This window comes from Streptomyces sp. NPDC097595, assembly GCF_044761525.1.
GTDB classification, from domain to species: domain Bacteria; phylum Actinomycetota; class Actinomycetes; order Streptomycetales; family Streptomycetaceae; genus Streptomyces; species Streptomyces drozdowiczii_A.
In genome coordinates this window covers 61983-86217 of sequence record NZ_JBIWCN010000013.1, presented here as the reverse complement: position 1 = coordinate 86217, position 24235 = coordinate 61983, and the positions used below count along the sequence as shown (strand labels likewise).

Here is a 24235-nt window from a genome sequence, read left to right as displayed (position 1 = left end):
CCCCGGTCACGCGTCCGTGGCCGGGGGCTCCTTGTCGTACGCCGAGGTGCCCGAGTCGAGCAGCGGCTCCTGGGTCTTCAGGTGCGCCGGGGCGAAGGCGCGCAGCACGTGGTAGCCGGTGATCACGACGATGGTGCCGAGGGCGATCCCGCTCAGCTCGAAGTTGTCCGTGATCTTCAGGCTGACCCCGCCGACGCCGATGATGATGCCCGCCGCGGCCGGCACCAGGTTCAGCGGATTGCGCAGGTCCACCTTGGCGTTCAGCCAGATCTGGGCGCCGAGCAGGCCGATCATGCCGTACAGGATGACCGTGATGCCGCCGAGCACTCCGCCCGGGATCGCCGCCACGATCGCCCCGAACTTCGGGCAGAGGCCGAAGAGCAGGGCGAAGCAGGCGGCGGCCCAGTAGGCGGCGGTGGAGTACACCCGGGTCGCGGCCATCACGCCGATGTTCTCGGAGTACGTGGTGTTCGGCGGGCCGCCCACCGCCGTCGACAGCATCGAGGCGGCGCCGTCCGCCGCGATCGCCGTGCCGAGCTTGCCGTCCAGCGAACGGCCGGTCATCTCGCCGACCGCCTTCACATGCCCGGCGTTCTCCGCGATCAGGGCGATGACGACGGGCAGGGCGACCAGGATCGCCGACCACTGGAAGCTCGGGGCGTGGAACGAGGGCAGCCCGATCCAGTCGGCCTTCCCGACGCCCGACAGGTCCAGCCGCCAGTGGTCCACCGACTCGGCGCCGCCGGCGGGGGAGTGGATCTTCCCGAAGACCAGGTCGAGCAGCCAGGACAGGACGTAACCGAAGATCAGCCCCAGGAAGATCGCGATCCGCGAGAAGAAGCCGCGCAGGCACACCACGGCCAGACCGGTGAACAGCATCACCAGGAGGGCCGTCCACTGGTCCTGCGGCCAGTACGTCGACGCGGTCACCGGCGCCAGGTTGAACCCGATGAGCATGACCACCGCGCCGGTCACCACGGGCGGCATCGCCGCGTGGATGATCCGCGCCCCGAACCGCTGCACCGCGAGACCGGCCAGGAACAGCACCACGCCGACCACGAAGACCGCGCCGGTCACCACCGCGCTGTCGCCGCCGCTCGCCCGGATGGTCGCGGCGACCCCGACGAACGAGAGCGAACAGCCCAGATAGCTCGGTACCTGGCCGCGCGTGGCCAGCAGGAAGATGGCCGTCGCGACACCCGACATCATGATGGCCAGGTTCGGGTCGAGCCCCATCAGGACCGGCGACACGAACGACGCGCCGAACATGGCGACCACGTGCTGGGCGCCGAGTCCGAAGGTGCGGGGCCAGGAGAGCCGCTCGTCGGGGCGGACCACCGCTCCCGGTGCGGGCGTCTTCCCGTCGCCGTGCAAGGTCCAGCGCACGCCGAGGCCCATGGTTGCTCCCTGTGTGTAGGTGCGTGAGCCCGGGCCGGCCGGCCACGGCGCTCATCGCGGAAAAGATCAGCGCCATGGTAGTGCCGCCCGGCCCGCACCCCTCGGCCGGACCCACCCGTTCCGGTTCGCCGGTTCCGCGAGGCCCGGGGAGGGTCAGGCGCGGGGCTCGGCCGCCGCCGCGTTCGGCACCGCGCCCCCGGCCACCGGCTTGCGGTCACCGGCGCGCAGCACCCCGGCCCCCAGGACCAGGCCGAACGCCAGCACCGTCACCAGGCCGAACGACACGACGAGCGAGGTCGCCTCGGCCAGCGAACCGATCGCCGACGGGGCGATGAGCCCGGAGGTGTACGTGATCGTCGCGACGCCCGCGATGGCCTGGGCCGGCTTGGGCCCGCTGCGCCCGGCCGCCGCGAAGGCGAGCGGGACCACCACGGCGATGCCGAGCCCCATCAGCCCGAACCCGCACATCGCGAGCGCCACGTGCGGGGCGGTGACCACGAGGACCCCGCCGAGCGTCGCCAGGACGCCTCCGGCCCGTACCGTGCGCACCGCGCCGAAGCGGTCCACGATCCGGTCCCCGGCGATCCGGGCGACCGCCATCGTCAGCGCGAACGCGGTGGTGGCCACCGCCGCGAGACCGGCCGAGCTGTCCAGCGTGTCGCGGAGGTAGACCGCCGACCAGTCGAGGCTGGCCCCCTCGGCGAAGACCGCGCAGAAGCCCACCGCACCGATGATCAGGGCCGACTTGGGCGGCAGCGCGAAACGCGGCGGCGGCTCCTCGTCCGGCTCGCTGCGCAGGTCGAACACCCACTGGCAGGCGGTCAGCCCGAGCAGGGTCAGCACCGCGGCGGCTATCACGTGGTGCAGCCGGGCGTCCGTGCCCGCTTGGGCGGCCACCGTGCCCGCCGCCGAGCCCAGCAGGGCGCCCACGCTCCACATGCCGTGCAGCCCGGACATGATCGACTTGTCGAGGCGGTTCTCCACCTCGACGCCGAGCGCGTTCATCGCCACGTCGGACATGCCGGACGAGGCGCCGTACACGAACAGCGCCGCGCACAGGGTGAGCAGATTGGGTGCCAGGGCGGGCAGGACCAGCGCCAGCGTCCACAGGGCCAGCAGGCCGCGCAGGGCGGTCCGCGCGCCGAAGCGGTGGCTCACCGCGCCGGCCAGCGGCATCGCCACCGAGGCGCCGATCGCGGGGAAGGCCAGCGCCAGGCCCAGCTGGCCCGCGCTCACGCCCGCGTGGTCCTGGATCCAGGGGACCCGGGTGGCGAAGCTGCCGGTCACCGACCCGTGCACGGTGAAGACCGCCGCGATGGCATACCTGGCCCGCCGCACCTCCTTGGTGCCGAAGACCGTAGCCGTGGATGTGGTTGTCATACCGCCGTGCCCTCCCCTGAAGTCCTCTTCCACGATGCGGGCGATAAACTATCAGGAACCCTGCCTGATAAATAGACCGTCTGTACGACTCCGGTCCGGCGGTGATCTGGAAGGATTCCGGCATGCCCGCATCACCGAGCACCGCCCGGGCCATCAACGACCGGCTCGCCCTGCGGCTCCTCCAGCAGGACGGCCCCCTGACGGCCACGCAGTTGAAGACCCTGACCGGGCTCTCCCGGCCCACCGTCGCGGACCTCGTGGAACGCCTCCAGGGCGCGGGTCTGATCCATGTCGTCGGCGAGACCGGGGCCGACCGCAGGGGCCCCAACGCCCGGCTCTACGGCATCGTCGCGGACCGCGCGCTGCTGGCCGGGCTCGACGTGCGCACCGACAGCGTCGCCGTCGTCATCGCCGATCTGCTGGGCGCCACGCTGGCCGAGGCGACGCTGCCGGTCGGCGAGACGGAGGGGGACGACGCGGTGGAGCGGGCCGTCGCCCTGCTCGCGGCCACCGTCCGCAACGCGGGGAGCGCACCCCTGCACAGCGTCTGCATCGGCGCGCCCGGGCTGATCGACCCGGTGACGGGGGAGCTGCGGGACAGCAGCGGACTGCCCTCCTGGCACCGCAGCCTCGTCCGGGCGCTCCAGGAGCGGCTGCCGGCGACGGTGCTGGTCGAGAACGAGACGAACCTCGCCGCCGTCGCCGAGCACCGGGTCGGCGCGGCCCGCGACCACGACACGTTCGTCCTGCTCTGGCTCGGCCACGGGGTGGGGGCGGCGGTCATGCTCGACGGGAAGCTGCGCCGGGGGGCCTCGGGCGGTGCGGGCGAGATCGGCTTCCTGCCGGTCCCGGGCACGGCGGGCACGCCCTCGGCCGTCAACTGCGAGGGGGGCTTCCACTCACTGGCCGGCTCGGCACCGCTCTGCGAACTGGCCGCGCGGTTCGGGATCGCCGTTTCGGAGAAGGGCCAGGAGCCCGGTGCGGCGGCGGCCGTCCGGGCGGCGCTCGCGGGGGAGGGCGACAGCGAGGGCTTCCTCGCCGCCCTGGCCGACCGGATCGCGCTGGGCGCCGCCGCGGTGGCCTCGGTCCTCGACCCCGGGCTCGTCCTGCTCTCCGGCGAGGTGGGCCACGCGGGGGGCGACGCGTTGGCCGCCCGGGTCTCGGGGCGGCTGGCCGCGATGTCCCCGCTGCGCACGGGGGTGCGGGCGGGGCTGCTGGGCGGTACGGCGGTGCGTCGGGGGGCGCTGCTCGCGGCGCGCGACGCGGCGCAGGAGGCGATTTTCGCGCCGGGCGCTTGATCCCGGTCCCGGCCCGGGGCCCCCGCGAGTCGCCCCGGACCGGCGAACCGGTTTCGTCCTCAAACGCCGGACGGGCTTGGGTGGTCCGGGGCGAACCGGTTTCGTCCTCAAACGCCGGACGGGCTTGGAAGGCAGGGGCTCAGCAGGTGCCCAGGTCCTGCCAGACGCCCCATTCGCCGGTGGAGCCGGGCTTCTCGCCCTTCGTCCACCACTTCGCCTTCCACTGGTGGCCGTCCTGGCGCACCGTCGTACCGGCGCCGTACTCCGCGCTCGCGCTCCACGCCGCCGCCGCGCACGTGCCGCCCGACGGGTCGGGGCTCGGGCCGGTGGAGCCGGACGGGTCGGGCGTCGGCGTCGAGCCGGTGCCCGGCTCGACCACCGTCGTGCCCCGGGCCAGGTCCGCCGCCAGGGCGTACGACTTGCCGCCGAAGGTCACCGTCCAGTTGGACGGCGTGGACGTCGGCAGGTAGTACACGAAGTCGACCTGGACCGAGGCGCCGGGCGCCAGGCTCTGCCAGGACGGCAGCTTCAGCGAGACGCGGTTGTAGTCGCCCTTCAGCCCGCCGATGTTGTTCGCGGCGGTGTGGTCACTGCGCACGATCGTCGTGCCGAAGCCCGACTGGTCCTTGGCGTTGGCCGGTGCCGAGGTGGAGTAGTCGAACTGGAACTCCGTACCGCCCGGCAGCGTCGCCTTCGTGTGGTTGGTGATCGTCAGCTTGGGGCTGATCGGGTAGTTGGAGTCGCCCAGCGGGAACTGGCCGAAGGAGACGTCGATGTCCAGCGCCTGGGTCGGCAGGTCGATCGTGGAGCGCTTCGCCCCGTACGGCGCCGCCTTCTTGAAGGTGTCGTACATCGTCGAGGTGAGCGTCGAGCCGGGCTCGTACTGGCCCTTGGCCGCGTTCCAGCCGTAGTCGCCGGCCAGCTCCCAGATCATCGTGCCGCCGATGCCCTTGTCGGCCACGTAGTCCGCCTTGGCCTGCACGGACTGCTCGTCCTCGGTGGACAGGAAGACCTTCTTCTGGGCGTTCCACAGCCACGGCGCGACCAGCGTCGAGTCGTAGTTGCGGACGTAGGTGCCGGTCAGCTTCGTGTCCGCGGGGAATCCGTAGTCCGTGACGTAGTCGCCGACGATGCCCTTCTCCAGGTTCTTGGCGTGCCACATCGGGTTGGACCCGGCCGGCGACTCCTTGCCGTTGGTGTCCAGGTCGTGCCAGAGGTTGTCGATGCCGACGGCGCCGTCACCGCACTTGGTCAGCCCCGCGCCGGCCGGGCAGTCGGTCGAAGCTGCCTTGCCCCACAGGCCGTTGGTGCCGCCCTGCACGTTCTTGAAGCCGCGGGTGTAGTACGGCAGGCCGATGTTGATACGGCCGGACGGCATCGAACCGCGGAAGTAGTGGTAGGCCCAGTCCGTGTTGAGGTAGCCGGTGCCGCCGTACTGCGAGGTGGAGTAGACGCTCGCCTGGGCGAGTTCCGCGTCCTTGCCGTCGTCGAAGAGCGCGGCGTTGGGGCCGACGTACTCGTTCCAGGCGCCGTGCAGGTCGTACGACATGATGTTGACGTAGTCCAGGTACTTCTGGACCTGGAACGTCTCCATCCCGCGCAGCAGGTAGCCCGACGAGGGGGCGGCGACGCTGAGCAGGTAGTGGTGGCCGTCGGCGGCGGAGGCCCGGTCCAGCTTCTCGCGCAGGGTCTTCATCAGCGCGGCGTAGCCCTTGACCAGACCGGCGCGGCGGGCGTTGGACAGCGTCCAGTCCAGCGGGTTGCCCGCGTCCTTCATGGTCGTCGGGTACTCGTAGTCGATGTCGACGCCGTTGAAGCCGTACTTCCGGACGAAGTCGACCGCCGAGTCCGCGAAGGTGTTGATCCCGGCCTGGTTGACCGAGCCGTCGGCGTTGGTGGCCATCGCGTAGAAGCCGCCCGAGCCGACCCGCTCGCCGTCGTCGCCGAAGTAGCCGCCGGTCTCGGCCCAGCCGCCCACGGAGACCATCGTCTTCACGTTCGGGTACTGCTTCTTGAACTTGTTCAGCAGGTTGAAATGGCCCTTGTAGGGGAGGTCCGGGTCCATCTCGGCGCCCTTGACGCCCGGCCAGGTCATGCCGGTGGAGGCGTTTTCCGGCCCATCCGCGCCCACGGAGAGCTTGTTGGCCCCGTCGACGTGGGCGAAGGCGTAGTTGAGGTGGGTGACCTTGTCCCAGGGGATGTCGGAGGCCAGATAGGCGGGCTTGCCGTCCTTGCCGGTCCGCCAGTTGGTGAAGTAGCCGATGACGCGCCGGGGGTGGTCGGCGCCCATCTTCTCGCGGCCCTCGGAGTCGTACACGGAGCAGTAGGGGACGGAGACGCCCGGCGTCTCGTAGAGCCCGTCGGGGCGACAGGACTCCTGGTCGGCGGCTTGCGAGGGGGTCGCGGCGAGCGAGCCGATCAGCAGCGCGGCGATGCCTGCGCCGGCGGCGAGGAGCGAGGCTCTCGCACGGGTGGGGGACAGCACGTTCGGTTCCTCCTGGGGAGGTCGGCAGAACACAACTGAACAAAGGGGGGTGGGCCGTGCCTGGTCCCGGGTGTGCGCACACCGCGGAACCGCTCCTCGGAGGTGACGCAGAGATTAAGAGGACTAGACCAGTGCGTCAATAGGTCTGGACCAATTGCGCTCCGGCGTGGTTCATTCCTGTGCGGATGTCCGAAAGAGCCCTTGTCACGTGCTGTCTGTGAGCCACTCCACAGCGTTCACCCGGTTGGCCCCCGCCGGGTCGTGGCACACTGATCGTGTACCAGCAGCAGCGCACTCCGGGGTCGGTGCAATTCCGAACCGGCGGTTACAGTCCGCGACCCGTCCGCATCCAGCGGCCGGTTGACCAGGTGAAATTCCTGGACCGACGGTTAAAGTCCGGATGGGAGGCAGTGCGCGGCGGGCCGTTTCGCGGGTACGCCGCCGTCGGCGGAGGTTCCGGATCACCGGACACCTCCGTGTTTTCCGGCTTCAGGCGTCCCTGTCGTGCGTTCCGCTTCTTCTGTCGTCATCGACAGGCCCCGGAGTCCGTGCCCGAAGAGGCAGGAGGACCCGGTGGACACCGCAGCCGACACCACCGCCATGCGCCGAGCCATCGCGCTCGCCGCCCGCGGCCTCGGCTCCACCAGCCCCAACCCGGTCGTCGGATGCGTCGTCCTCGACACCGCCGGCGAGATCGCGGGCGAGGGCTTCCACCAGCGCGCCGGCGGCCCGCACGCCGAGATCCACGCCCTGCGCGCGGCCGGCGACCGGGCCCGGGGCGGGACCGCCTACGTCACCCTCGAACCCTGTAACCACACCGGCCGCACCGGCCCCTGCGCCCAGGCGCTCATCGAGGCCGGGATCGCCCGTGTCGTGTACGCGGTCGGCGACCCGAACCCGCAGGCCACCGGCGGCGCCGACACGCTCCGCGCCGCCGGCGTCCGGGCCGAGGCGGGCCTCCTCGCCGACGAGGCCGAGGCGGGCAACGCCGCCTGGCTCACCTCCGTCCGCCTCGGCCGCCCGCACCTCACCTGGAAGTACGCGGCGAGCCTGGACGGCCGGGTCGCCGCCGCCGACGGCACCAGCCGCTGGATCAGCTCCGCCGAGTCCCGCGCCGACGTGCACCGGCTGCGCGCCGAGGCCGACGCGGTCCTCGTCGGCTCCGGCACCGCCCGCGCCGACGACCCCCAGCTCGGGGTGCGCGGCATCGACGGCGCCTCCCAGCCCCTGCGCGTCGTCATGGACACCCGCGCCACCGCCGTACGCCCCGGCGCCCGGGTCCTCGACGCCACCGCGCCCACCCTGGTCGCGGTCGCCGAGGACGCGGACACCGGCCACCTGCCCGACGAGGTGGTCCTGCGCCTGCCCCGCGCGGCCGGCGGGCCCGGACTGGACCCGGCCGCCCTGCTCACCGCCCTCCACGAGCGCGGTGTGCGCTCCGTACTCCTCGAAGGCGGCCCGGTCCTGGCCGGCGCCTTCGTCGCTGCGGGACTCGTCGACAAGGTCGTCGGCTATCTCGCCCCCGTCCTCATCGGCGCGGGCCCCGCCGCCCTCGCCGACGCCGGAATCTCCACGATCACCGAGGCGTTGCGCCTCGACGTGACGGAGACCGTCCGCATCGGCCCCGATCTGCGCGTCACCGCCGTCCCCGGCCCCGCCCGGAAGGAGAACTGAATGTTCACCGGAATCGTCGAAGAACTGGGCGAGGTCACCGCCGTCGAGCAACTGGACGACGCCTCCCGCTTCCGCCTGCGCGGACCCGTCGTCACCGAGGGCGCCAAGCACGGCGACTCGATCGCCGTGAACGGCGTCTGCCTGACCGTCGTGGACCTCGGCGAGCACGAGTTCACCGCCGACGTGATGGCCGAGACGCTGAACCGCTCCAGCCTCGGCGCCCTGACGACCGGCTCCCGCGTCAACCTCGAACGCCCGATGGCGCTCGGCGGACGGCTCGGCGGCCACATCGTCCAGGGCCACGTCGACGGCACCGGACACATCCTGGAGCGCCGGCCCTCCGAGAACTGGGAGATCGTCAAGATCTCGCTCCCGGCCGCCCTCACCCGGTACGTGGTGGAGAAGGGCTCGATCACCGTCGACGGCGTCAGCCTGACCGTGGTGGACGCCGGACCGGACTACTTCACCATCAGCCTCATCCCCACCACCCTGGCGCTGACCACCCTCGGCCTCAAGGGGCCCGGCGACCCGGTCAACCTCGAAGTGGACGTCATCGCGAAGTACGTCGAGCGGCTGCTCGGCAACGGCGCGCCGGAGACCGGGGAGGACGCGAAGTGAGCGCCCTGCACTGGCTGAACTCCGAGGCGTTCACCGTCCTCGACCAGCACATCATCTGGTCCGACATGATCGGCAACACCGTCGGCCTGATCGCCCTCGCGCTCGGCTGGCTGCGCTCCATCTGGACCTGGCCCGCCCAGCTCCTGTCCGGCGTCGTGCTGGTCGCCGCCAACGTCTCCGTCCAGCAGGCGGGCAGCGTCGGCAAGCAGGTCATCGTCATCGCGGTCGCCGTCTGGGGCTGGCAGCAGTGGACCCGGGGCCGGCAGCAGGCGCAGGACGGCTCCCTAGCGGTCCGCTTCGCAACCTGGCGCGAACGCGGCTACCTGGTCGGCGGGGCGGCCCTCGGCACCCTCGCGGTCGGCGGCCTGTTCACCGCCTTCCCCTCGCTCTCCTGGAGCCCGTGGGCGGACGCCTACATCTTCGCGGGCACGCTGGTCGCGATGCTCGCCCAGGCGCGCGGCATGGTCGAGTTCTGGTTCGCCTGGCTCCTGGTCGACCTCGTCGGCGTCCCGCTGAACTTCCACAGCGGGCTCGCCTTCTCCGGCCTCATCTACGTCGTCTACGGCGCCCTCGTCCTGTGGGGCATGCGCGACTGGTGGCTGCGTACGCGGACACCCGCTCTGGAAGGAGCCACGGCATGACTGCCCAGCCCACCTGGTTGCACCGGGAACACGAAGCGCCCGTCGAGGACCTGGCCCTGGACCCCGTCGAGCAGGCGATCCGCGACATCGCGGCCGGCCGGCCCGTCGTGGTCGTGGACGACGAGGACCGCGAGAACGAGGGCGACCTCGTCATCGCCGCCGAGAAGGCCACGCCCGAGATCGTCGCCTTCATGATGAGCGAGTGCCGCGGACTGATCTGCGCGCCCATGGAGAGCGACGAGCTGGAACGGCTCGAACTGCCCCAGATGGTGGACCACAACACCGAGTCGATGAAGACCGCCTTCACCGTCTCCGTCGACGCCACGGCCGCCCACGGCGTCTCCACCGGCATCTCCGCCGCCGACCGCGCCACCACGCTCCGCCTACTCGCCGACGGCACGGCCGGCCCCGGCGACTTCGTCCGCCCCGGCCACGTCTTCCCGCTGCGCGCCCGCTCCGGCGGGGTCCTCGTGCGCAACGGCCACACCGAGGCCGCCGTCGACCTGGCCCGGCTCGCCGGGCTCCGGCCCGCCGGGGCCATCGTGGAGATCGCCGGCGAGGACGGCGTCATGCTGCGGCTGCCCCAGCTGGTGCCGTTCGCCCGCAAGCACGGCCTCACGATCATCTCCATCGAGGACCTGATCGCGTACCGCCGCAGCAACGAGCCGACCGTCCGCCGCGAGGCCGAGGTCCGGCTCCCCACCCGCTTCGGCGCGTTCACCGCGTACGGCTACCGCTCCACCGTGGACGGCGTCGAACACGTCGCGCTGGTCCACGGCGAGATCGGGGACGGCGAGGACCTCCTCGTCCGGGTCCACTCCGAGTGCCTGACCGGCGACATCTTCGCCTCCGAGCGCTGCGACTGCGGCCCCCAGCTGCACGCCTCCATGGAGCGGATCACGGACGAGGGGCGCGGCGTCGTCGTCTATCTCCGCGGCCACGAGGGCCGGGGCATCGGCCTGCTCTCCAAGCTCCGCGCGTACGAGCTCCAGGAGCGCGGCGTCGACACGCTCGACGCCAATCTGGAGCTCGGCCTGCCCGCCGACGCCCGGGACTACGGGGCGGGCGCCCAGATCCTCGCGGACCTCGGCGTGCGCAGCCTGCGCCTGATGACGAACAACCCGGACAAGACCGCCGCGCTCACCCGGCACGGCCTGACCGTCACCGGGCGCGAGCCGATGCCCGTCCAGGCCGGCGAGCACAACCTGCGGTACCTGCGCACCAAGCGCGACCGCATGGGACACGATCTGCCCTGGCTCGACGCGGTCCCCGCGTCCGCCTGCGGCAACCAGTAGCACACCCGTACAGAGAACCCAGGAGAGACATGAGCGGCAAGGGCGCACCCGAACTGTCCGTACGCAACTGCGGTGACCTCCGTGTGGCGGTCGTCGCCGCGCAGTGGCACGAGAAGGTCATGGACGGGCTCGTCGACGGCGCCCTGCGCGCCCTGCACGAGCTGGGCATCGACGAGCCGACCCTGCTCCGGGTCCCGGGCAGCTTCGAGCTCCCCGTCGTCGCGAAGGTGCTGGCCGGGCGCGGGTACGACGCGATCGTCGCCCTCGGGGTGATCATCCGCGGCGGCACCCCGCACTTCGAATACGTGTCCCACGGCGTCACCAACGGCCTGACCCAGGTCGCCGTCGACACCGGCGTCCCGGTCGGCTTCGGCGTACTCACGTGCGACAACGAGGAGCAGGCGCTCGACCGCGCCGGCATCGAGGGGTCCAACGAGGACAAGGGGCACGAAGCGGTCACCGCCGCGGTCGCCACCGCCGCCACACTGCGCTCGGTCAGCGAACCCTGGCGCTGAGTGCGGGCGCGGCACCCCGTATTCTGAGCACATCATGGCGAACAAAACCTTCGAAGAGCTCTTCGCCGAGCTGCAGCTCAAGGCCGCCAACGGCGACCCCTCCACCTCCCGCACCGCCGAACTGGTGGAGAAGGGGGTCCATGCCATCGGCAAGAAGGTCGTCGAGGAGGCCGCCGAAGTCTGGATGGCCGCCGAGCACGAGAGCAAGGACGCCGCCGCCGAGGAGATCTCGCAGCTGCTCTACCACGTCCAGGTGATGATGGTCGCGCGCGGGATCTCCCTCGACGACGTCTACGCCCACCTCTGAGCCAGGCCCCGCACCCTCCCGTACGTCATCCCGCCACCCCTTTCGCAAAGGAAACCCGACCTCATGCTGCGCATCGCCGTCCCCAACAAGGGTGCTATCTCCGGGCCTGCGATGGCGATGCTCCATGAGGCGGGCTACAAGCAGCGCAAGGAGTCGAAGGAACTCGTCCTGGTGGACCCCGCCAACGAGGTCGAGTTCTTCTACCTGCGCCCCCGCGACATCGCGATCTACGTCAGCTCGGGCCGCCTCGACATCGGCATCACCGGCCGCGACCTGCTGCTGGACTCCGGTGCCGAGGCCGAGGAGATCCTCCAGCTCGGCTTCGCCCGCTCCACCTTCCGCTACGCCACCAAGCCCGGGACCGTCGCGGGCCCCGAGGGCTTCGACGGCCTGACGATCGCCACCTCCTACGAGGGCATCGTCGCCCAGCACCTCGCCGAGGCCGGTGTCGACGCCTCCGTCGTCCACCTCGACGGCGCCGTCGAGACCGCGATCGAACTCGGCGTCGCCCAGGTCATCGCGGACGTCGTGGAGACCGGCACCAGCCTGCGCAATGCCGGCCTGGAGGTCATCGGCGAGCCCATCATGACCTCCGAGGCCGTCGTCATCCGGCGCACCGGCGCCCCCGCCGACGAGCCCAAGGTCCAGCAGTTCCTGCGCCGCCTCCAGGGCGTCCTGGTGGCCCGCAGCTACGTGATGATGGACTACGACTGCCGCGTCGAGCACCTGGAGCGCGCCGTCGCCCTCACCCCGGGCCTGGAGTCGCCGACCATCTCCCCGCTGCACCACGAGGGCTGGGTCGCCGTCCGCTCCATGGTCGCCGCCGCCGAGGCGCAGCGGATCATGGACGACCTGTACGACCTCGGCGCCCGCGCCATCCTCACCACCGCGATCCACGCCTGCCGGCTCTGACGGCGGGAGAGGAAGAAGAGCACGATGTCAGGCCCCACACCCCCGCCCGGCCCGCCGGCCCTGCCGGTCACCTTCCGGCCGACCCGCACCCGGGTGGTCCTGCTGACCGTCGGCGCGGTGATGTTCGCCGTCATCACCGTCGTCGCCTTCACCCTCGAACAGCTCAGCGGGGGAGAGCGGGTCAGCTTCGTCTTCACCGCGCTGCTCTTCTTCGGCGTCCTGGCGCTGCTCAGCCGCCCCAAGGTCGTCGCGGACGAGGAGGGCGTCACGGTGGTCAACCTCACGCGCAGCCGCCGGCTCTCCTGGGCCGAGATCGTCCGCGTCAATCTGCGGGCCGGCGACCCGTGGGTCTTCCTCGACCTCAGCGACGGCACCAGCATGCCCGCCCTCGGCATCCAGCCCGGCATCGCCAAACAGCGCGCCATCCAGGACGCCCGGGCCCTGCGCGCCCTCGCCGAGAACCACGGCACGGGCACGGACAAGCGCTGAGCCCCCTGCCCCGTACGGCCTCCCGTTGATTACTCTGGAGGGCGGTGGCGCCCCGTGCGCGCCCCGCCCCGCCCGAAGGCCCACGCGGCCGGCGGGGATTTTCCTGCGACCCGAGGAGTGACTCCCTCCAGCAATGGACGGATCGTCCGGTAGTACCTGCGCCGCCCCCTCCGTGGAGGCGGCGGCATGACAACCCCCCTGTTGCTGCTCAGCGCGGCATTCCTTCTCATCCTCGCCAACGGCTTCTTCGTGGCGGCCGAATTCGGTCTCGTCACCGTGGAACGCGCGGACGCCGAGCGCGCCGCCGCCGAAGGCGACCGGCGGGCCCGCACCGTCACCGACGCCCTGCGCGAGCTCTCCTTCCAGCTCTCCGGCACCCAGCTCGGCATCACCATCACCTCCCTGGTGGTCGGCATGCTCGCCGAACCGGCCCTCGCCCAGCTGCTGGACGGCCCCATCGCCCTGACCGGGCTGCCCGACGGCGCCGTCCCCACCGTCAGCGTGGTGACCGGCATGCTGCTCGCGGCGGCCGTCCAGATGGTCATCGGCGAACTCGTCCCGAAGAACTGGGCGGTCTCCCGCCCGCTCACCGTCGCCCGGTTCGTCGCCGGACCGCAGGCCCGCTTCACCCGCCTCTTCCGGCCGGTGATCGGCGCCCTGAACACCGCGGCCAACCGGCTCGTACGCCTCCTCGGCGTCGAGCCCACCGAGGAGCTGGCCTCCGCCCGCACCCCGGGGGAGCTGGTCTCCCTCGCCCGGCACTCCGCCGAGGCGGGCACCCTCGAACAGGACACCGCCGACCTCTTCGTACGGACCCTGTCGCTCGCCGGGCTCACCGCCCAGCACGTCATGACCCCGCGCGTGAAGGTCAGCGCCCTGCAGACCTCAGCCACCGCGGAGGACGTCCTCAACCTCACCCGCGCCACCGGCCTGTCCCGCTTCCCGGTCTACCGGGAACGCATCGACGAGGTCGTCGGCATGATCCACCTCAAGGACGCCCTGGCCGTCCCGGCCCCCGACCGGCTGCGCACCACGGCCGGCCGGATCGCCGTGCCGCCGCTCCTGGTGCCCGAGACGCTGCCCGTCGAACAGCTGCTCCAGCGGCTCCGCAAGGAGCAGCCGATCGCCGTCGTGGTCGACGAGTACGGCGGCACCGCCGGGGTCGTCACCCTGGAGGACATCATCGAGGAGCTGGTCGGCGAGGTCCGCGACGAGCACGACGCGGAGGGCGCCGACCGCCCCGAGCTGGCCCCCGCCCCGCCCGAGGACGGCAACCCCGCCTGGGACGCCGAGGGCAGCTGCCGGGTCCTCACCCTGCGCCGCATAGGACTCGACGTGCCCGACGGCCCGTACGAGACGGTCGCCGGGCTCGTCGCCGATCTGCTGGGCCGCATCCCCGCGCCCGGCGACCGGGCCGAACTCCCCGGCTGGCGGATCGCGGTCCGCCAGGTCGGCCACTACCGGGCCGAGAAGGTCCGCTTCGTGCGCGTGGCCGAGCAGGCCGGCGCGGACACCTCCGAGCCCGCGGTCCTGGAGGCGGCGCGATGAGCCTCGTCCAGCTGGTCTTCGCCGGACTCCTGGTCCTCGCGAACGGCTTCTTCGTCGGCGCCGAGTTCTCCCTCGTCTCCGTGCGCCGCAGCCAGATCGACCCCCTCGCCGCGGCCGGTTCCGGCCGCGCCCGCCAGGTGCTGTACGGCCTGGAGAACCTGCCGCAGATGATGGCGGCGGCCCAGTTCGGCATCACCGTCTGCTCCCTGACCCTGGGCGCCGTCGCCGAACCCACCGTCGCCCACCTCCTGGAACCGGTCTTCGCCGCCGTGCACCTGCCCGAGGGGCTGATCCACCCGCTCGGTTACGTCCTCGCGCTCGTCCTCGTCGTCTTCCTCCACCTCGTCATCGGCGAGATGGTCCCGAAGAACCTGGCGATGGCCGCGCCCGAGAAGACCGCGCTCTGGCTGAGCCCCGGCCTCGTCGGCTTCGCCCGGCTCTGCCGCCCGGTCACCGCGGCGCTCGGCGCCTGCGCCCGGCTGGTGCTCCGCCTCTTCGGCGTCGAACCGAAGGACGAGGTGGAGGCCGTCTTCACCAGCGAGCAGCTCAACCGCCTCGTGGAGGACTCCGGGCAGGCCGGCCTCATCGAGCCCGAGGCGCAGGAACGCCTGGAGGACGCCTTGGAGCTGGGCAGCCGCCCCGTCACCGACGTGCTGCTGCGCCGGGCGTCCCTGGTGACCGTGGACCCCTCGGTCACCCCGCGCCGCATCGAGGAGCTGACGGTCCGCACGGGCTTCTCACGCTTCCCGGTCTGCGCCGAGGGCGGCGGCCCCTTCATGGGCTACCTGCACGTCAAGGACGTCCTCGACCTGGAGGACCGGGAGCGCGCGGTGCCGCAGCAGCTGTGGCGCCCGATGGCCACCGTACGGGCCGAACTCCCACTGGACGACGCCCTCACCGTGATGCGCCGCGCCGCCACGCACCTCGCCCAGGTCGCGGACGCCTCCGGCCGGGTGCTCGGCCTGGTCGCGATGGAGGACGTCCTGGAGACGCTGGTCGGCGAGGTCCGCGACCCCGCGCACCGGGTGGCGGAGCCGCGCCGCACGGAGGAGCGGACGACGGACCCGGACGGGGCGACGGCCCTGGTGGGATGAGCCGTGTGCGTACACCGGCCACCGGAACCTCCGGTGGCCGGCCGTACGGCTCACAGCGCCGGCGGCTCCTGCTGCCCCCGGCCCACCGGTCCGCGCCCCGACAGGACCTCGCCGTACGCCTGCATCAGGTCCGGCAGCCGCAGCGTTGCCAGGTCGTCCCGGGTGGGCATCGTCGTACAGCCGGAGAGCCGCAGATCACGGTAGGCGCAGCTCTTCTCGTACAGCGTCCGCAGGAAGCGGCCGTTGCCCAGCTCGTCCAGCCAGCCCTGGTCCACCACATGGCCGCTGATCGAGCGCAGCTCCTCCAGCGACTCCTCGTCCCACGCATCGCCGTTCTCGGCGGCCAGCACCTCACCGATCGCGGTGAGTTCGAGAGGCCGGTAGCTGGGGAAGTCCACCCGGGTGGTGAAGCGCGAGGAGAGCCCGGGGTTGGTGGACAGCAGCCGGTCCATGCCCTCCGGATAGCCGGCCAGGATGACGACCAGGTGGTCCCGGTTGTCCTCGGCCCGCTTGAGCAGCACCTGAAGCGCCTCGTCGCCGTACGCGTCGCCCTTGCTGTACCCCGTGTTGGACAGGCTGTACGCCTCGTCCACGAACAGCACCCCGCCCAGCGCCGAATCGATCAGCTCGTTCGCCTTCACGGCGGTCTGGCCCAGGAACTCACCGACCAGGTCCGACCGCTGCGCCTCCACCAGGTGGTCGCCGCCTAGCAGGCCCAGCGCGTAGAAGACCCGGCCCAGGATGCGGGCCACCGTCGTCTTGCCGGTCCCGGACGGCCCGGAGAACACGAAGTGCCGCTTCGGCGGCTGTACGGGCAGCCCCTGGCCCGCCCGAAGGCGCGCCATGTTCAGCTGCGCCGACAGGGCCTTGACCTGGCGCTTCACCGGTTCCAGACCGACCATCCGCTCCAGCTCGGCCAGCGCCTCGGCCAGCAGCGCCGGGTCGCTCGGCCCGGCCGGGAACGGCTGCGGCGCCGGGGACTTCGCCCGCACCCCGCCGGGCAGCGGGACGCCCCCGGCGCCGGGCACGTCCTGCGGTTCACCGCCGGGCGGCAGCTCCCGCCCGTCCGCCTGGTCGGCGCCCGGCGCAGGGGCGCCCTCCGCGTAGAACGCGTCCGCCTCCACGCCGGACAGGGATACGGAGGCCAGCCCGGGCACGTCCTCGGTGCCGTCGAGTCCGTCGTAGTCCGCGATGGCCGCGAGGCGCGCGGAGGTGTCCATGAAGGCCGGGTCGATGCGGTGCACGGCGCGGTAGAGGGGGAGGGCGGCGGCGCTGCGGCCGGTGCCCTCGTGGGCGCGGGCCAGCCAATAGCGGAGCTCCTTGCGCTGCGGCTGCTCGCTGCGGCACCGCATCAGGGCCGTCGCGAGCATCGGCTCCGCCTGCCCGTACATCTCAAGGCGCACCCGGGCCATCCCGCCGAACAGCCCCGCCTCGATGCCCAGCAGGGGGTCGTCGATCAACTGCTCGGTGTGGCGCACGAGCTGCTCCCAGTCCTTGACCAGGTAGGAGCGGCAGGCGTGCAGGAAGCGGACCTGCGGGTCGGTCTCCACCGGCGGCAGGGCGGCCAGCGCCCGGTCGAGCTCGGCGACATGGCGGCCGTCCAGCCAGTGCGAGGCGTGCGCGAGGAGCAGATCGCGCGGGCTCTCCAGGACCGGCTGCACCCACCAGCCGAGCCAGTACCAGGAGTTGAGCGTGCGCCGGTAGCGGGTGCGCTGTTCGCCGAAGCGGTCGCGGTGGCGGTGCATGTGCAGCAGCGCCGAAGCCGTGTCGACGCGCAGCGCGTGCAGGCCCAGCCAGGCGTCCGCCATACCGGGGTCCTGGCCCACAGCCGCCCGGAACTCCTCCTCGGCCTGCGGATACGCGCCCATCGTGTAGGCGTCCACGCCCCGCAGCCAGGCGAGGTCGGCCGGGGCCTGCGCGCCCTGCGTACCGAAGTCCATCAGGTCCCCCACGAACGTGCCCCCAGGATGTCCCGCCGCCCGAAAGCGCGCCCAGGGCCTGCCGTAGGCGCGCCGAATCGCTGTGCCGTGGACGGGAATTGACCGCACCGAGAGGCATCGTACCTGTGCGGTGCGTATCCGACGAAGGGTGCCGCAGGCCGAAGAGGAGTCGTGACCCAGGGTGAGAAACGGGGCGCCCGGCAGGCGCCCGGAGCACAGGACGAAGCCCCCGGTCACGGGGGAACAACCGGGGGCTTCGCGTCTGTGGGGGCTCCGAAAAGCCGCACATTGAGAACGTAAGACCTGTACCGCCCCCGGGTCAAGCGGAGTTGAGGTGCTTCCGAGCCGTTTTCCGGCGGCACGATAGGGCGGCGCGAGCCGGTCACACCGGGTGACGGAACGGTTCAGCGCCGCTGCCGCACGGGTCCCTCCAGCCACTCGTACCCCACGGGCAACTGCCGTACCAGAACGTCCGCCCAGGGGCGCGAGCGGTCGGCCGCGAAGTGCGCGGTCTCGGCCGCCGTCCAGCCGTCCCAGAAGGCGCGCAGCGCGGGACCGTCGCGCCGCCGGCCGCGCGCCCAGGACTCCTCGGCGGGCAGGTCCATCCACAACAGCCGTGCCAGCAGCGGCCGCAGAGCCCGCCGGCCGGCCCCGACGCCCTCGATCAGGACGACGGGCGCCGGCTCCAGGGTCCTGACCGGCCCGAAGGTCCGTGCCGCCCAGTCGTACGGCGCGTAGCGCGCGGGCTCGCCGCGCGACAGCGGCCCCGTCACCTGCTCGCGCAGCCGGTCCGTCCAGGCGAACAGCTCCTCGTGCGTGGCCAGATCGTCCAGGTGCAGCACGGGTGCCCCACCCAGCGCTTCCGCGAGCCGGCCGGCGAAGGTGCTCTTGCCCGATCCCGCGTGGCCGTCGACGGCGACCAGCCGCACGGGCCCGCAGGACGGCGGGAGGGCGGAGAGTCGCGCGGCGTGGAGCGCGAGAGCGTTCATGCGTCCAGCGTACGAGCCGGGGCGGGCGGTAGGCCGTTCGGCCCAGCCGCAGGTCACGCCAGTGGTAGAGACCAATATTGGTTGATCGGCACGGGTCGAATCGCTGGCCGAACCGGGACGCGAACCGCGATAGTTGGCGCACTGTCGTGCACCGCAGCCCCAATCCGCAGACGACGACCGGGGGTCTCGCCCATGCCCAGTCCCACCTCACGCCGAACCGTGCTTGCCGCCGCCGTCGCCGCGGCCGCCGGAGCCGGAGCGCTGTCGTCCGCCGCCTCCGCGTCCGCCGCCCCGCGCCGCGCCCGGCCCGCGCCGCCCTTTGTGGACAACCACGCCTGGACCACGTACACCGACTGGCGCTTCGGTCGGAACGCCGGGACCCGCGCGGTCGCCGGCCGCCGCGCCGGTCTGGTCATCGCCCACCCGCTGGGCCGTACGGACTACACCGACCCGCACACCGGCACCACCGCCGCCTGGGAGTACGCGACCTGGACCTCACCCGTCCACCGCTCCCGGGTCCCCGCGACCGAGGTCATCGCCTCCTGGAACGCGGAGACCCCGGCCGGCACCTGGATCCAGATCGAGCTGTCGGGCCGCTACTCGGACGGCACCGAGACCCCGTGGTTCGTGATGGGGCGCTGGGCCGCCGGTGACGCGGACATCCGCCGCACCTCGGTGGACGACCAGAGCGACGGCAAGAGCTCCATCTGGACCGACACCTTCTCGGTGGACGACGCGGCGAGCGGCCTGCGGCTGCTGTCCTACCGCCTCCGGCTGACCCTGTACCGCACCCCGGGCAGCCGCCTCACCCCCACGGTGTGGCGGGTGGGCGCGATGGCCTCGGACATCCCGGACCGCTTCACGGTGCCCGCGAGCACGCCGGGCCTGGTCCGCGAGCTGCCGGTGCCGCGCTACTCGCAGAACGTCCACGTCGGCCAGTACCCGGAGTACGACAACGGCGGCGAGGCGTGGTGCAGCCCCACCTCGTCGCAGATGATCATCGAGTACTGGGGCCGCAAGCCCTCCGCCGAGGACCTGTCCTGGGTGGAGCCCGGCATACAGGACCCCTCGGTGTGCCACGCCGCCCGCTTCACGTACGACAACCAGTACGAGGGCTGCGGCAACTGGCCGTTCAACGCGGCCTACGCGGCGACGTACCCCGACATGAGCTCCGCCGTGACCCGCCTCGGCTCCCTGAAGGACGTGGAGACCCTGGTCCGCGCGGGCATCCCCGTCATCACCTCGCAGTCCTTCCTGAAGGAGGAGCTGACCGGGGCGGGCTACGGCACGTCGGGCCACCTGATGACGGTGATCGGCTTCACCGCCGAGGGCGACGTCATCGCCAACGACCCCGCGTCCCCGAACGACGACGCGGTCCGCCACGTCTACAAGCGCCACGAGTGGGAGACGATCTGGCTGCGGACGAAGCGGTACGACGCGAGCGGCAACGTCAAGAGCGGGACCGGCGGGGTCTGTTACGTCTACTGGCCCGCGCAGCCGACGCCGGCGCAGCGGTGGGCGCTGCGGTCGTTCGGGCTGATCTGAGCCCGGCGCTTCGGGAAGGGGACCCATGCGTGCCGTGACCGTCCGGCCCTCGGCCGGGAAGAGCCTTGAGGTCTGCGAGGTGCCCGACCCCGTGCCGGGCGCGGGGGAGCTCCTGGTCGACGGGATCTCCGTGGGGGTCTGCGGCACGGACAGGGAGATCCTGGCCGGGGGGCTCGGGCGGGCGCCGAAGGGCGAGGAGCGGCTCATCATCGGGCACGAGTCGCTGGGCCGGGTGCGGCAGGCGCCCACGGGGAGCGGCTTCGCGGCCGGGGACCTGGTCGTGGGTGTCGTGCGGCGCCCCGATCCGGAACCGTGCGGTGCCTGCGCCCGGGGCGAGTTCGACATGTGCCGCAACGGGCGCTACACGGAGCGCGGGATCAGGGAACTGCACGGTTACGCCAGCCGGTTCTGGACCGTCGGGAGCGACTACGCGGTCCGGCTCGACCCGTCCCTGGAGCGCGTCGGCGTCCTGCTCGAACCGGCCACCGTGCTGGCCAAGGCGTGGGAGCAGGTCGAACGGATCGGCGCGCGCTCCTGGTTCGAGCCGGAGCGGGTCCTGGTCACCGGCGCCGGGCCGATCGGCCTGCTCGCCGCGCTCCTCGGCCGGCAGCGCGGGCTGGACGTCCATGTGCTCGACCGGGTGACCACAGGGCCGAAGCCCGCTCTGGTGGCCGGCCTGGGCGCCACCTACCACAGCGGCTCCATCGACGAGGTGGCCTCCGCCCTCCGGCCCGACGTGGTGATCGAGACGACGGGCGCCGGAGACGTGGTCCTGGGGGCGATGCGGGGGACCGCGAGCTACGGGATCGTCTGCCTGCTCGGTGTGTCGCCCGACGCCCGCCGGCTGCCGGTGGAGGCCGGCGCGCTCAACAACGAGCTGGTGCGGGGCAACGTCGCCGTGGTGGGCTCCGTCAACGCCAATCTGCGCCACTACCGCGCGGGCGCCGAAGCCCTCCGCCGCGCCGAGCCGGCCTGGCTGGAACGGATGATCACCCGGCGGGTGCCGCTGCGGGACGCCGCCGAGGCGTTCACCGCGCAGGACGGTGACATCAAGGTCGTCATCGACCTGGACTGACGCGCCCCCCCGGCCGCCGCGCGCGCCGTCAGTCGACGCCGTAGGCCGCCGCGATGCCCGCGATCACCAGGCCGAGCGCTTCCTCGTAGTGCTGCTCGTAGTCCGCGAAGATCTCCGCACCCGCCGCGGCGGTCAGCGGATAGGCGGCGAGCATCCGCGCGCGCTCGTCCACGTCGAAGCCCTCCCGGCGCAGCCCCGGCAGCGGCTCGGCGCCCTGCTGCTCGATGACGAAGCCGAGCGTGAACATGTACGTCGTGGTGGCCGCCCGCACCGCCTGGGCGAGGGTGAACCCGGCGGCGGTGAGCAGGCGCAGGCTCTCCTCCATCTGCTCGGCGTGCACCGCGCCCGTGAAGCGCGAACCGCTGAACACCTTGGCGCCGTCCCGGTAGCCGAGCAGTGACGTCCGCAGGGCGTGGTTGGTCTTCCGCAGCAGCTCCCGCCAGGTGTCGGCCGGGTCCAGGGGCGTGCCGGCGAGCATGCGCCGGTACATCTCGGTCGCCATCTCGTCCAGCAGGGCCTGCTTGTCCTTGAAGTGCCAGTACAGGGCGGGCGCCTTGACGTCCAGCTCCTTCGCGATGGCGCGCAGGGTCAGCCCGTCCAGGCCCACCTCGTTCAGCAGCGTCAACGCCGTGTCCGCGACCCGTCGGCGGTCGAGGGGGGCGCGTCGTTCGGTACTCACGCTTGACAGCTTAACGCCGTTAAGGACATCCTCGGAACCACGGAGCACTTAACAGCGTTAAGGGGAATCGTCATGAACGCGGATGTCCTGATCGCCGGCGCGGGCCCCACCGGTCTCGCCCTCGCGGTGGACCTGGCCCGGCGCGGTGTGCACGCGCTCGTCCTCGAACGGGCGGAGCAGCTGTTCCCCGGCTCCCGGGGCAAGGGCCTCCAGCCCCGCACCATGGAGGTCTTCGACGACCTCGGGGTGATCGACGCGATCCACGCGGCGGGCGGCACCTACCCGGTCGGCATGGTCTGGCGGAACGGTGAGCGCGTCGGCGAGCACCACATGTTCGACCCGGTCGAGCCGAGCGAGGACGCGCCGTACAACAAGCCGTGGATGGTGCCCCAGTGGCGCACCCAGGAGATCCTGGCCGAGCGGCTGGCGGAGCTGGGCGGCGAGGTCGCCTTCGGCCGGGAGGCCACCAGTCTGACGCAGGACGCGGAGGGCGTCACCGTGCGTCTCGCCGACGGCGGTACGGTACGCGGCCGCTATCTGGTCGCCGCTGACGGCGGCCGGTCGGCGGTGCGCCGCGCGCTGGGCATCGGGATGACCGGAGAGACCGTCGACCCGAACCCGACGCTGGTCGCGGACGTCCGGCTCACCGGCCTGGACCGCGACAACTGGCACATCTTCCCGCCCCACGACGGCGGGGACTTCCTCGCCGTCTGCCCGCTGGCCGGCACGGAGGACTTCCAGCTGACCGCCCGCTTCCCGGAGGGCACCGACGTCGACCTCACCCCGGACGGCATCCGCAAGGTCCTCGCCCAGCGCTCGCACCTCCCCGCCGAAGCCCTGACCGAGGTGCGCTGGGCCTCGGACTTCCGCCCCCGCGCCGCCCTGGCCGACCGCTTCCGCGCGGGCCGGGTCCTCCTCGCCGGGGACGCCGCGCATGTGCACTCCCCGGCGGGCGGACAGGGCCTGAACACCAGCGTCCAGGACGCCTACAACCTGGGCTGGAAGCTGGGCGCGGTCCTGACGGGCGGCGCCCCGGACGCGCTCCTGGACAGCTACGAGGAGGAGCGCCGCCCGATCGCCGCCCAGATGCTCGACCTGTCCACCGGCGTCCACCGCGGCGAGGTCCGCCGAGGCGGCGCCACCCGCCAACTGGGCCTCGGGTACCGCGATTCGCCGCTCACCGAGGAGACGCGCGACGCGGTCCCGGAGGACACGCCCCGGGCCGGTGACCGCGCACCCGACGCGACCGTGGACGGCGTACGGCTCTTCGACGCCTTCCGGGGACCGCACTGGACGCTGCTCGCGCTCGGGACCGACGCACCCGGCGGCGCGCGCGGACCGGTCGCCCGGGTCGTGAGCGGGAGCGCGCCCGCCGCGTACGGCACCGGTCTCTTCCTCGTACGTCCGGACGGGTACATCGGATGGGCCTCCACCACACCGGACGGGCTCGACGGCTACCTGCGCCGCTTCGGCTCCGCAGGCTGAGGCAGCCGAGGCCGGAAGGCGTGGGCGAGGGTGCCGGGGCGCCCGCGGTGGGCGGCGGGCGGGCATTGCTGGTTCACTCGGAGTATGTGCCCGGCGCGCCGGTGGTGGTGCGGGACGGGCTGCCTGGAGGGCGACGGTCCGCGATGCCGAGACTCTTGATCGTGGAGGACGACCCGGCGTCGGCCCTGGCGTTGCGCGAGCTGCTCGCGGGGGACGGGTACGAGGTGCTGGACGCCGCCGACGGCCGGGACGCGCTGCGGCTGCTGTTCGAGGAGCGGCCGGCCCTGATGCTGCTCGATCTCGGAGTGCCCGGGCTCGACGGCTGGCGGGTGCTGGCCCGGACCCGGGACATGAGCGACCTCCCCGTCATCGTCCTCTCCGCCCGCGACGACCTCGCGGACCTGGTGCGCGGGCTGCGCGGCGGCGCCGACGACTACGTGGTCAAGCCGTTCCGGAACGAGGAGCTGCTGGCCCGGGTCGAGGCGCTGCTGCGCAGGTCGGGCGCGCGGCGGCGGCCGGGCGGCGAGGTCAGCAGCCACCTCAGGCTCCTCGCGGACCGGCGGACCGTCCTGTGGCACGGGGCCGAGGTCCGCCTCAGCGACATCGAGTACCGGCTGCTGCAACTGCTCGTACGCAACCGGGGTGCCGTCGTCACCACGGACACCCTGCTCGACCGGGTGTGGCACGACACGACCGCACTGGGCCGGGACCGGGTGAAGTTCGCCGTGCTCCGGGTGCGCCGCAAGCTGGCATCGGCGGCCGGTGACGGGGTGCCCGACCCGGTGGAGTCGGTGCGGGGCGTCGGCTACCGCTTCGTCGGGGGCGCCGAGCCGGGACCTCGGTGAGTCCATGGCCGGGACCTCCGTGG

21 protein-coding genes and 1 riboswitch are annotated in these 24235 nt (G+C 72.5%); of the genes, 15 read left to right on the top strand and 6 right to left on the bottom strand.

Features of this window, described 5'->3' with window-relative positions:
• Positions 1–6: 6 nt before the first annotated feature.
• Both ACIQZN_RS20905 and ACIQZN_RS20900 read right to left on the bottom strand, forming a co-directional pair.
• Positions 7–1398 carry a uracil-xanthine permease family protein gene (locus ACIQZN_RS20905; protein WP_403995837.1) on the bottom strand — a complete coding sequence of 464 codons (1392 nt, stop codon included), beginning with the start codon at positions 1396–1398 and terminating at the stop codon, positions 7–9.
• Positions 1399–1551: 153 nt separating this feature from the next.
• On the bottom strand, positions 1552–2778 hold the full coding sequence (locus ACIQZN_RS20900; protein WP_403995834.1) for an MFS transporter: 1227 nt from the start codon (positions 2776–2778) through the stop codon (positions 1552–1554).
• A gap of 122 nt (positions 2779–2900) precedes the next feature.
• Here ACIQZN_RS20900 and ACIQZN_RS20895 point away from each other — a divergent pair, with 122 nt between their 5' ends.
• On the top strand, positions 2901–4076 hold the full coding sequence (locus ACIQZN_RS20895; protein ID WP_403995831.1) for an ROK family transcriptional regulator: 1176 nt from the start codon (positions 2901–2903) through the stop codon (positions 4074–4076).
• A 139-nt stretch (positions 4077–4215) separates the two neighbouring features.
• On the opposite strand, the gene ACIQZN_RS20890 is transcribed toward ACIQZN_RS20895, so the two are convergent.
• Positions 4216–6561, bottom strand: coding sequence for a chitinase C-terminal domain-containing protein (locus tag ACIQZN_RS20890; protein WP_403995828.1), 2346 nt, complete (start codon positions 6559–6561; stop codon positions 4216–4218).
• 287 nt (positions 6562–6848) lie between these two features.
• A riboswitch (FMN riboswitch) is annotated at positions 6849–6979 on the top strand.
• A gap of 155 nt (positions 6980–7134) precedes the next feature.
• Between ACIQZN_RS20890 and ribD the strand changes: the two genes are divergently transcribed.
• From ribD to ACIQZN_RS20840, 10 genes are all read left to right on the top strand, one after another.
• A complete protein-coding gene (gene ribD / locus ACIQZN_RS20885) occupies positions 7135–8235 on the top strand; it encodes a bifunctional diaminohydroxyphosphoribosylaminopyrimidine deaminase/5-amino-6-(5-phosphoribosylamino)uracil reductase RibD (RefSeq protein WP_403995825.1) in 1101 nt (366 codons plus the stop codon).
• Positions 8236–8853: a riboflavin synthase gene (locus ACIQZN_RS20880; protein ID WP_403995822.1), complete on the top strand. Its 618-nt coding sequence runs from the start codon at positions 8236–8238 to the stop codon at positions 8851–8853.
• Entirely contained in the window at positions 8850–9494 is a 645-nt protein-coding gene (locus ACIQZN_RS20875; protein WP_161212273.1) for a nicotinamide mononucleotide transporter family protein, read from the top strand. The genes ACIQZN_RS20880 and ACIQZN_RS20875 overlap by 4 nt, the downstream gene beginning before the upstream one ends.
• Positions 9491–10789, top strand: a complete 1299-nt coding sequence (locus tag ACIQZN_RS20870) for a bifunctional 3,4-dihydroxy-2-butanone-4-phosphate synthase/GTP cyclohydrolase II (RefSeq protein ID WP_403995818.1) — start codon at positions 9491–9493, stop codon at positions 10787–10789. The genes ACIQZN_RS20875 and ACIQZN_RS20870 overlap by 4 nt, the downstream gene beginning before the upstream one ends.
• A gap of 29 nt (positions 10790–10818) precedes the next feature.
• Positions 10819–11304 carry a 6,7-dimethyl-8-ribityllumazine synthase gene (gene ribH / locus ACIQZN_RS20865; RefSeq protein ID WP_018103936.1) on the top strand — a complete coding sequence of 162 codons (486 nt, stop codon included), beginning with the start codon at positions 10819–10821 and terminating at the stop codon, positions 11302–11304.
• Between the two features lie 34 nt (positions 11305–11338).
• Positions 11339–11611: a phosphoribosyl-ATP diphosphatase gene (locus ACIQZN_RS20860; protein WP_018103937.1), complete on the top strand. Its 273-nt coding sequence runs from the start codon at positions 11339–11341 to the stop codon at positions 11609–11611.
• A 63-nt stretch (positions 11612–11674) separates the two neighbouring features.
• Positions 11675–12523: an ATP phosphoribosyltransferase gene (gene hisG, locus ACIQZN_RS20855; protein WP_403995813.1), complete on the top strand. Its 849-nt coding sequence runs from the start codon at positions 11675–11677 to the stop codon at positions 12521–12523.
• 24 nt (positions 12524–12547) lie between these two features.
• Positions 12548–13012, top strand: a complete 465-nt coding sequence (locus ACIQZN_RS20850) for a PH domain-containing protein (protein ID WP_403995810.1) — start codon at positions 12548–12550, stop codon at positions 13010–13012.
• Between the two features lie 186 nt (positions 13013–13198).
• On the top strand, positions 13199–14560 hold the full coding sequence (locus tag ACIQZN_RS20845; RefSeq protein ID WP_403995807.1) for a hemolysin family protein: 1362 nt from the start codon (positions 13199–13201) through the stop codon (positions 14558–14560).
• Positions 14557–15654 (top strand): hemolysin family protein, encoded by a 1098-nt coding sequence (locus ACIQZN_RS20840; protein ID WP_403995804.1) that lies wholly within the window; start codon positions 14557–14559, stop codon positions 15652–15654. The genes ACIQZN_RS20845 and ACIQZN_RS20840 overlap by 4 nt, the downstream gene beginning before the upstream one ends.
• A gap of 50 nt (positions 15655–15704) precedes the next feature.
• Here the strand turns inward: ACIQZN_RS20840 and ACIQZN_RS20835 are convergent, their stop codons facing one another.
• Together ACIQZN_RS20835 and ACIQZN_RS20830 are read right to left on the bottom strand one after the other, a co-directional pair.
• A complete protein-coding gene (locus ACIQZN_RS20835; RefSeq protein WP_403995801.1) occupies positions 15705–17594 on the bottom strand; it encodes an AAA family ATPase in 1890 nt (629 codons plus the stop codon).
• A 404-nt stretch (positions 17595–17998) separates the two neighbouring features.
• Positions 17999–18583 carry a uridine kinase gene (locus ACIQZN_RS20830; RefSeq protein ID WP_403995798.1) on the bottom strand — a complete coding sequence of 195 codons (585 nt, stop codon included), beginning with the start codon at positions 18581–18583 and terminating at the stop codon, positions 17999–18001.
• Positions 18584–18775: 192 nt separating this feature from the next.
• Here ACIQZN_RS20830 and ACIQZN_RS20825 point away from each other — a divergent pair, with 192 nt between their 5' ends.
• Positions 18776–20128, top strand: coding sequence for a peptidase C39 family protein (locus ACIQZN_RS20825; protein WP_403995795.1), 1353 nt, complete (start codon positions 18776–18778; stop codon positions 20126–20128).
• 25 nt (positions 20129–20153) lie between these two features.
• A complete protein-coding gene (locus ACIQZN_RS20820) occupies positions 20154–21203 on the top strand; it encodes a glucose 1-dehydrogenase (protein ID WP_403995792.1) in 1050 nt (349 codons plus the stop codon).
• Between the two features lie 28 nt (positions 21204–21231).
• On the opposite strand, the gene ACIQZN_RS20815 is transcribed toward ACIQZN_RS20820, so the two are convergent.
• Entirely contained in the window at positions 21232–21882 is a 651-nt protein-coding gene (locus ACIQZN_RS20815; RefSeq protein ID WP_403995789.1) for a TetR/AcrR family transcriptional regulator C-terminal domain-containing protein, read from the bottom strand.
• A gap of 72 nt (positions 21883–21954) precedes the next feature.
• On the opposite strand from ACIQZN_RS20815, the gene ACIQZN_RS20810 reads away from it, so the two are divergent.
• A complete protein-coding gene (locus ACIQZN_RS20810; RefSeq protein ID WP_403995786.1) occupies positions 21955–23367 on the top strand; it encodes an FAD-dependent oxidoreductase in 1413 nt (470 codons plus the stop codon).
• Between the two features lie 143 nt (positions 23368–23510).
• Positions 23511–24212, top strand: coding sequence for a response regulator transcription factor (locus tag ACIQZN_RS20805; protein ID WP_403995783.1), 702 nt, complete (start codon positions 23511–23513; stop codon positions 24210–24212).
• The last annotated feature ends 23 nt before the right edge of the window (positions 24213–24235 follow it).

Bases quoted from the DNA above. Each gene is read 5' to 3' on its own strand.
- ACIQZN_RS20900 (WP_403995834.1), bottom strand. From the start codon at position 2,778: ATGACAACCACATCCACGGCTACGGTCTTCGGCACCAAGGAGGTGCGG.
- ACIQZN_RS20810 (WP_403995786.1), top strand. From the start codon at position 21,955: ATGAACGCGGATGTCCTGATCGCCGGCGCGGGCCCCACCGGTCTCGCC.
- ACIQZN_RS20905 (WP_403995837.1), bottom strand. From the start codon at position 1,398: ATGGGCCTCGGCGTGCGCTGGACCTTGCACGGCGACGGGAAGACGCCC.
- ACIQZN_RS20895 (WP_403995831.1), top strand. From the start codon at position 2,901: ATGCCCGCATCACCGAGCACCGCCCGGGCCATCAACGACCGGCTCGCC.
- ACIQZN_RS20870 (WP_403995818.1), top strand. From the start codon at position 9,491: ATGACTGCCCAGCCCACCTGGTTGCACCGGGAACACGAAGCGCCCGTC.
- ACIQZN_RS20825 (WP_403995795.1), top strand. From the start codon at position 18,776: ATGCCCAGTCCCACCTCACGCCGAACCGTGCTTGCCGCCGCCGTCGCC.
- ACIQZN_RS20835 (WP_403995801.1), bottom strand. From the start codon at position 17,594: ATGGACTTCGGTACGCAGGGCGCGCAGGCCCCGGCCGACCTCGCCTGG.
- ACIQZN_RS20820 (WP_403995792.1), top strand. From the start codon at position 20,154: ATGCGTGCCGTGACCGTCCGGCCCTCGGCCGGGAAGAGCCTTGAGGTC.
- ACIQZN_RS20805 (WP_403995783.1), top strand. From the start codon at position 23,511: ATGCCGAGACTCTTGATCGTGGAGGACGACCCGGCGTCGGCCCTGGCG.
- ACIQZN_RS20850 (WP_403995810.1), top strand. From the start codon at position 12,548: ATGTCAGGCCCCACACCCCCGCCCGGCCCGCCGGCCCTGCCGGTCACC.
- hisG (WP_403995813.1), top strand. From the start codon at position 11,675: ATGCTGCGCATCGCCGTCCCCAACAAGGGTGCTATCTCCGGGCCTGCG.
- ACIQZN_RS20830 (WP_403995798.1), bottom strand. From the start codon at position 18,583: ATGAACGCTCTCGCGCTCCACGCCGCGCGACTCTCCGCCCTCCCGCCG.
- ACIQZN_RS20840 (WP_403995804.1), top strand. From the start codon at position 14,557: ATGAGCCTCGTCCAGCTGGTCTTCGCCGGACTCCTGGTCCTCGCGAAC.
- ACIQZN_RS20880 (WP_403995822.1), top strand. From the start codon at position 8,236: ATGTTCACCGGAATCGTCGAAGAACTGGGCGAGGTCACCGCCGTCGAG.
- ACIQZN_RS20860 (WP_018103937.1), top strand. From the start codon at position 11,339: ATGGCGAACAAAACCTTCGAAGAGCTCTTCGCCGAGCTGCAGCTCAAG.
- ribH (WP_018103936.1), top strand. From the start codon at position 10,819: ATGAGCGGCAAGGGCGCACCCGAACTGTCCGTACGCAACTGCGGTGAC.
- ACIQZN_RS20845 (WP_403995807.1), top strand. From the start codon at position 13,199: ATGACAACCCCCCTGTTGCTGCTCAGCGCGGCATTCCTTCTCATCCTC.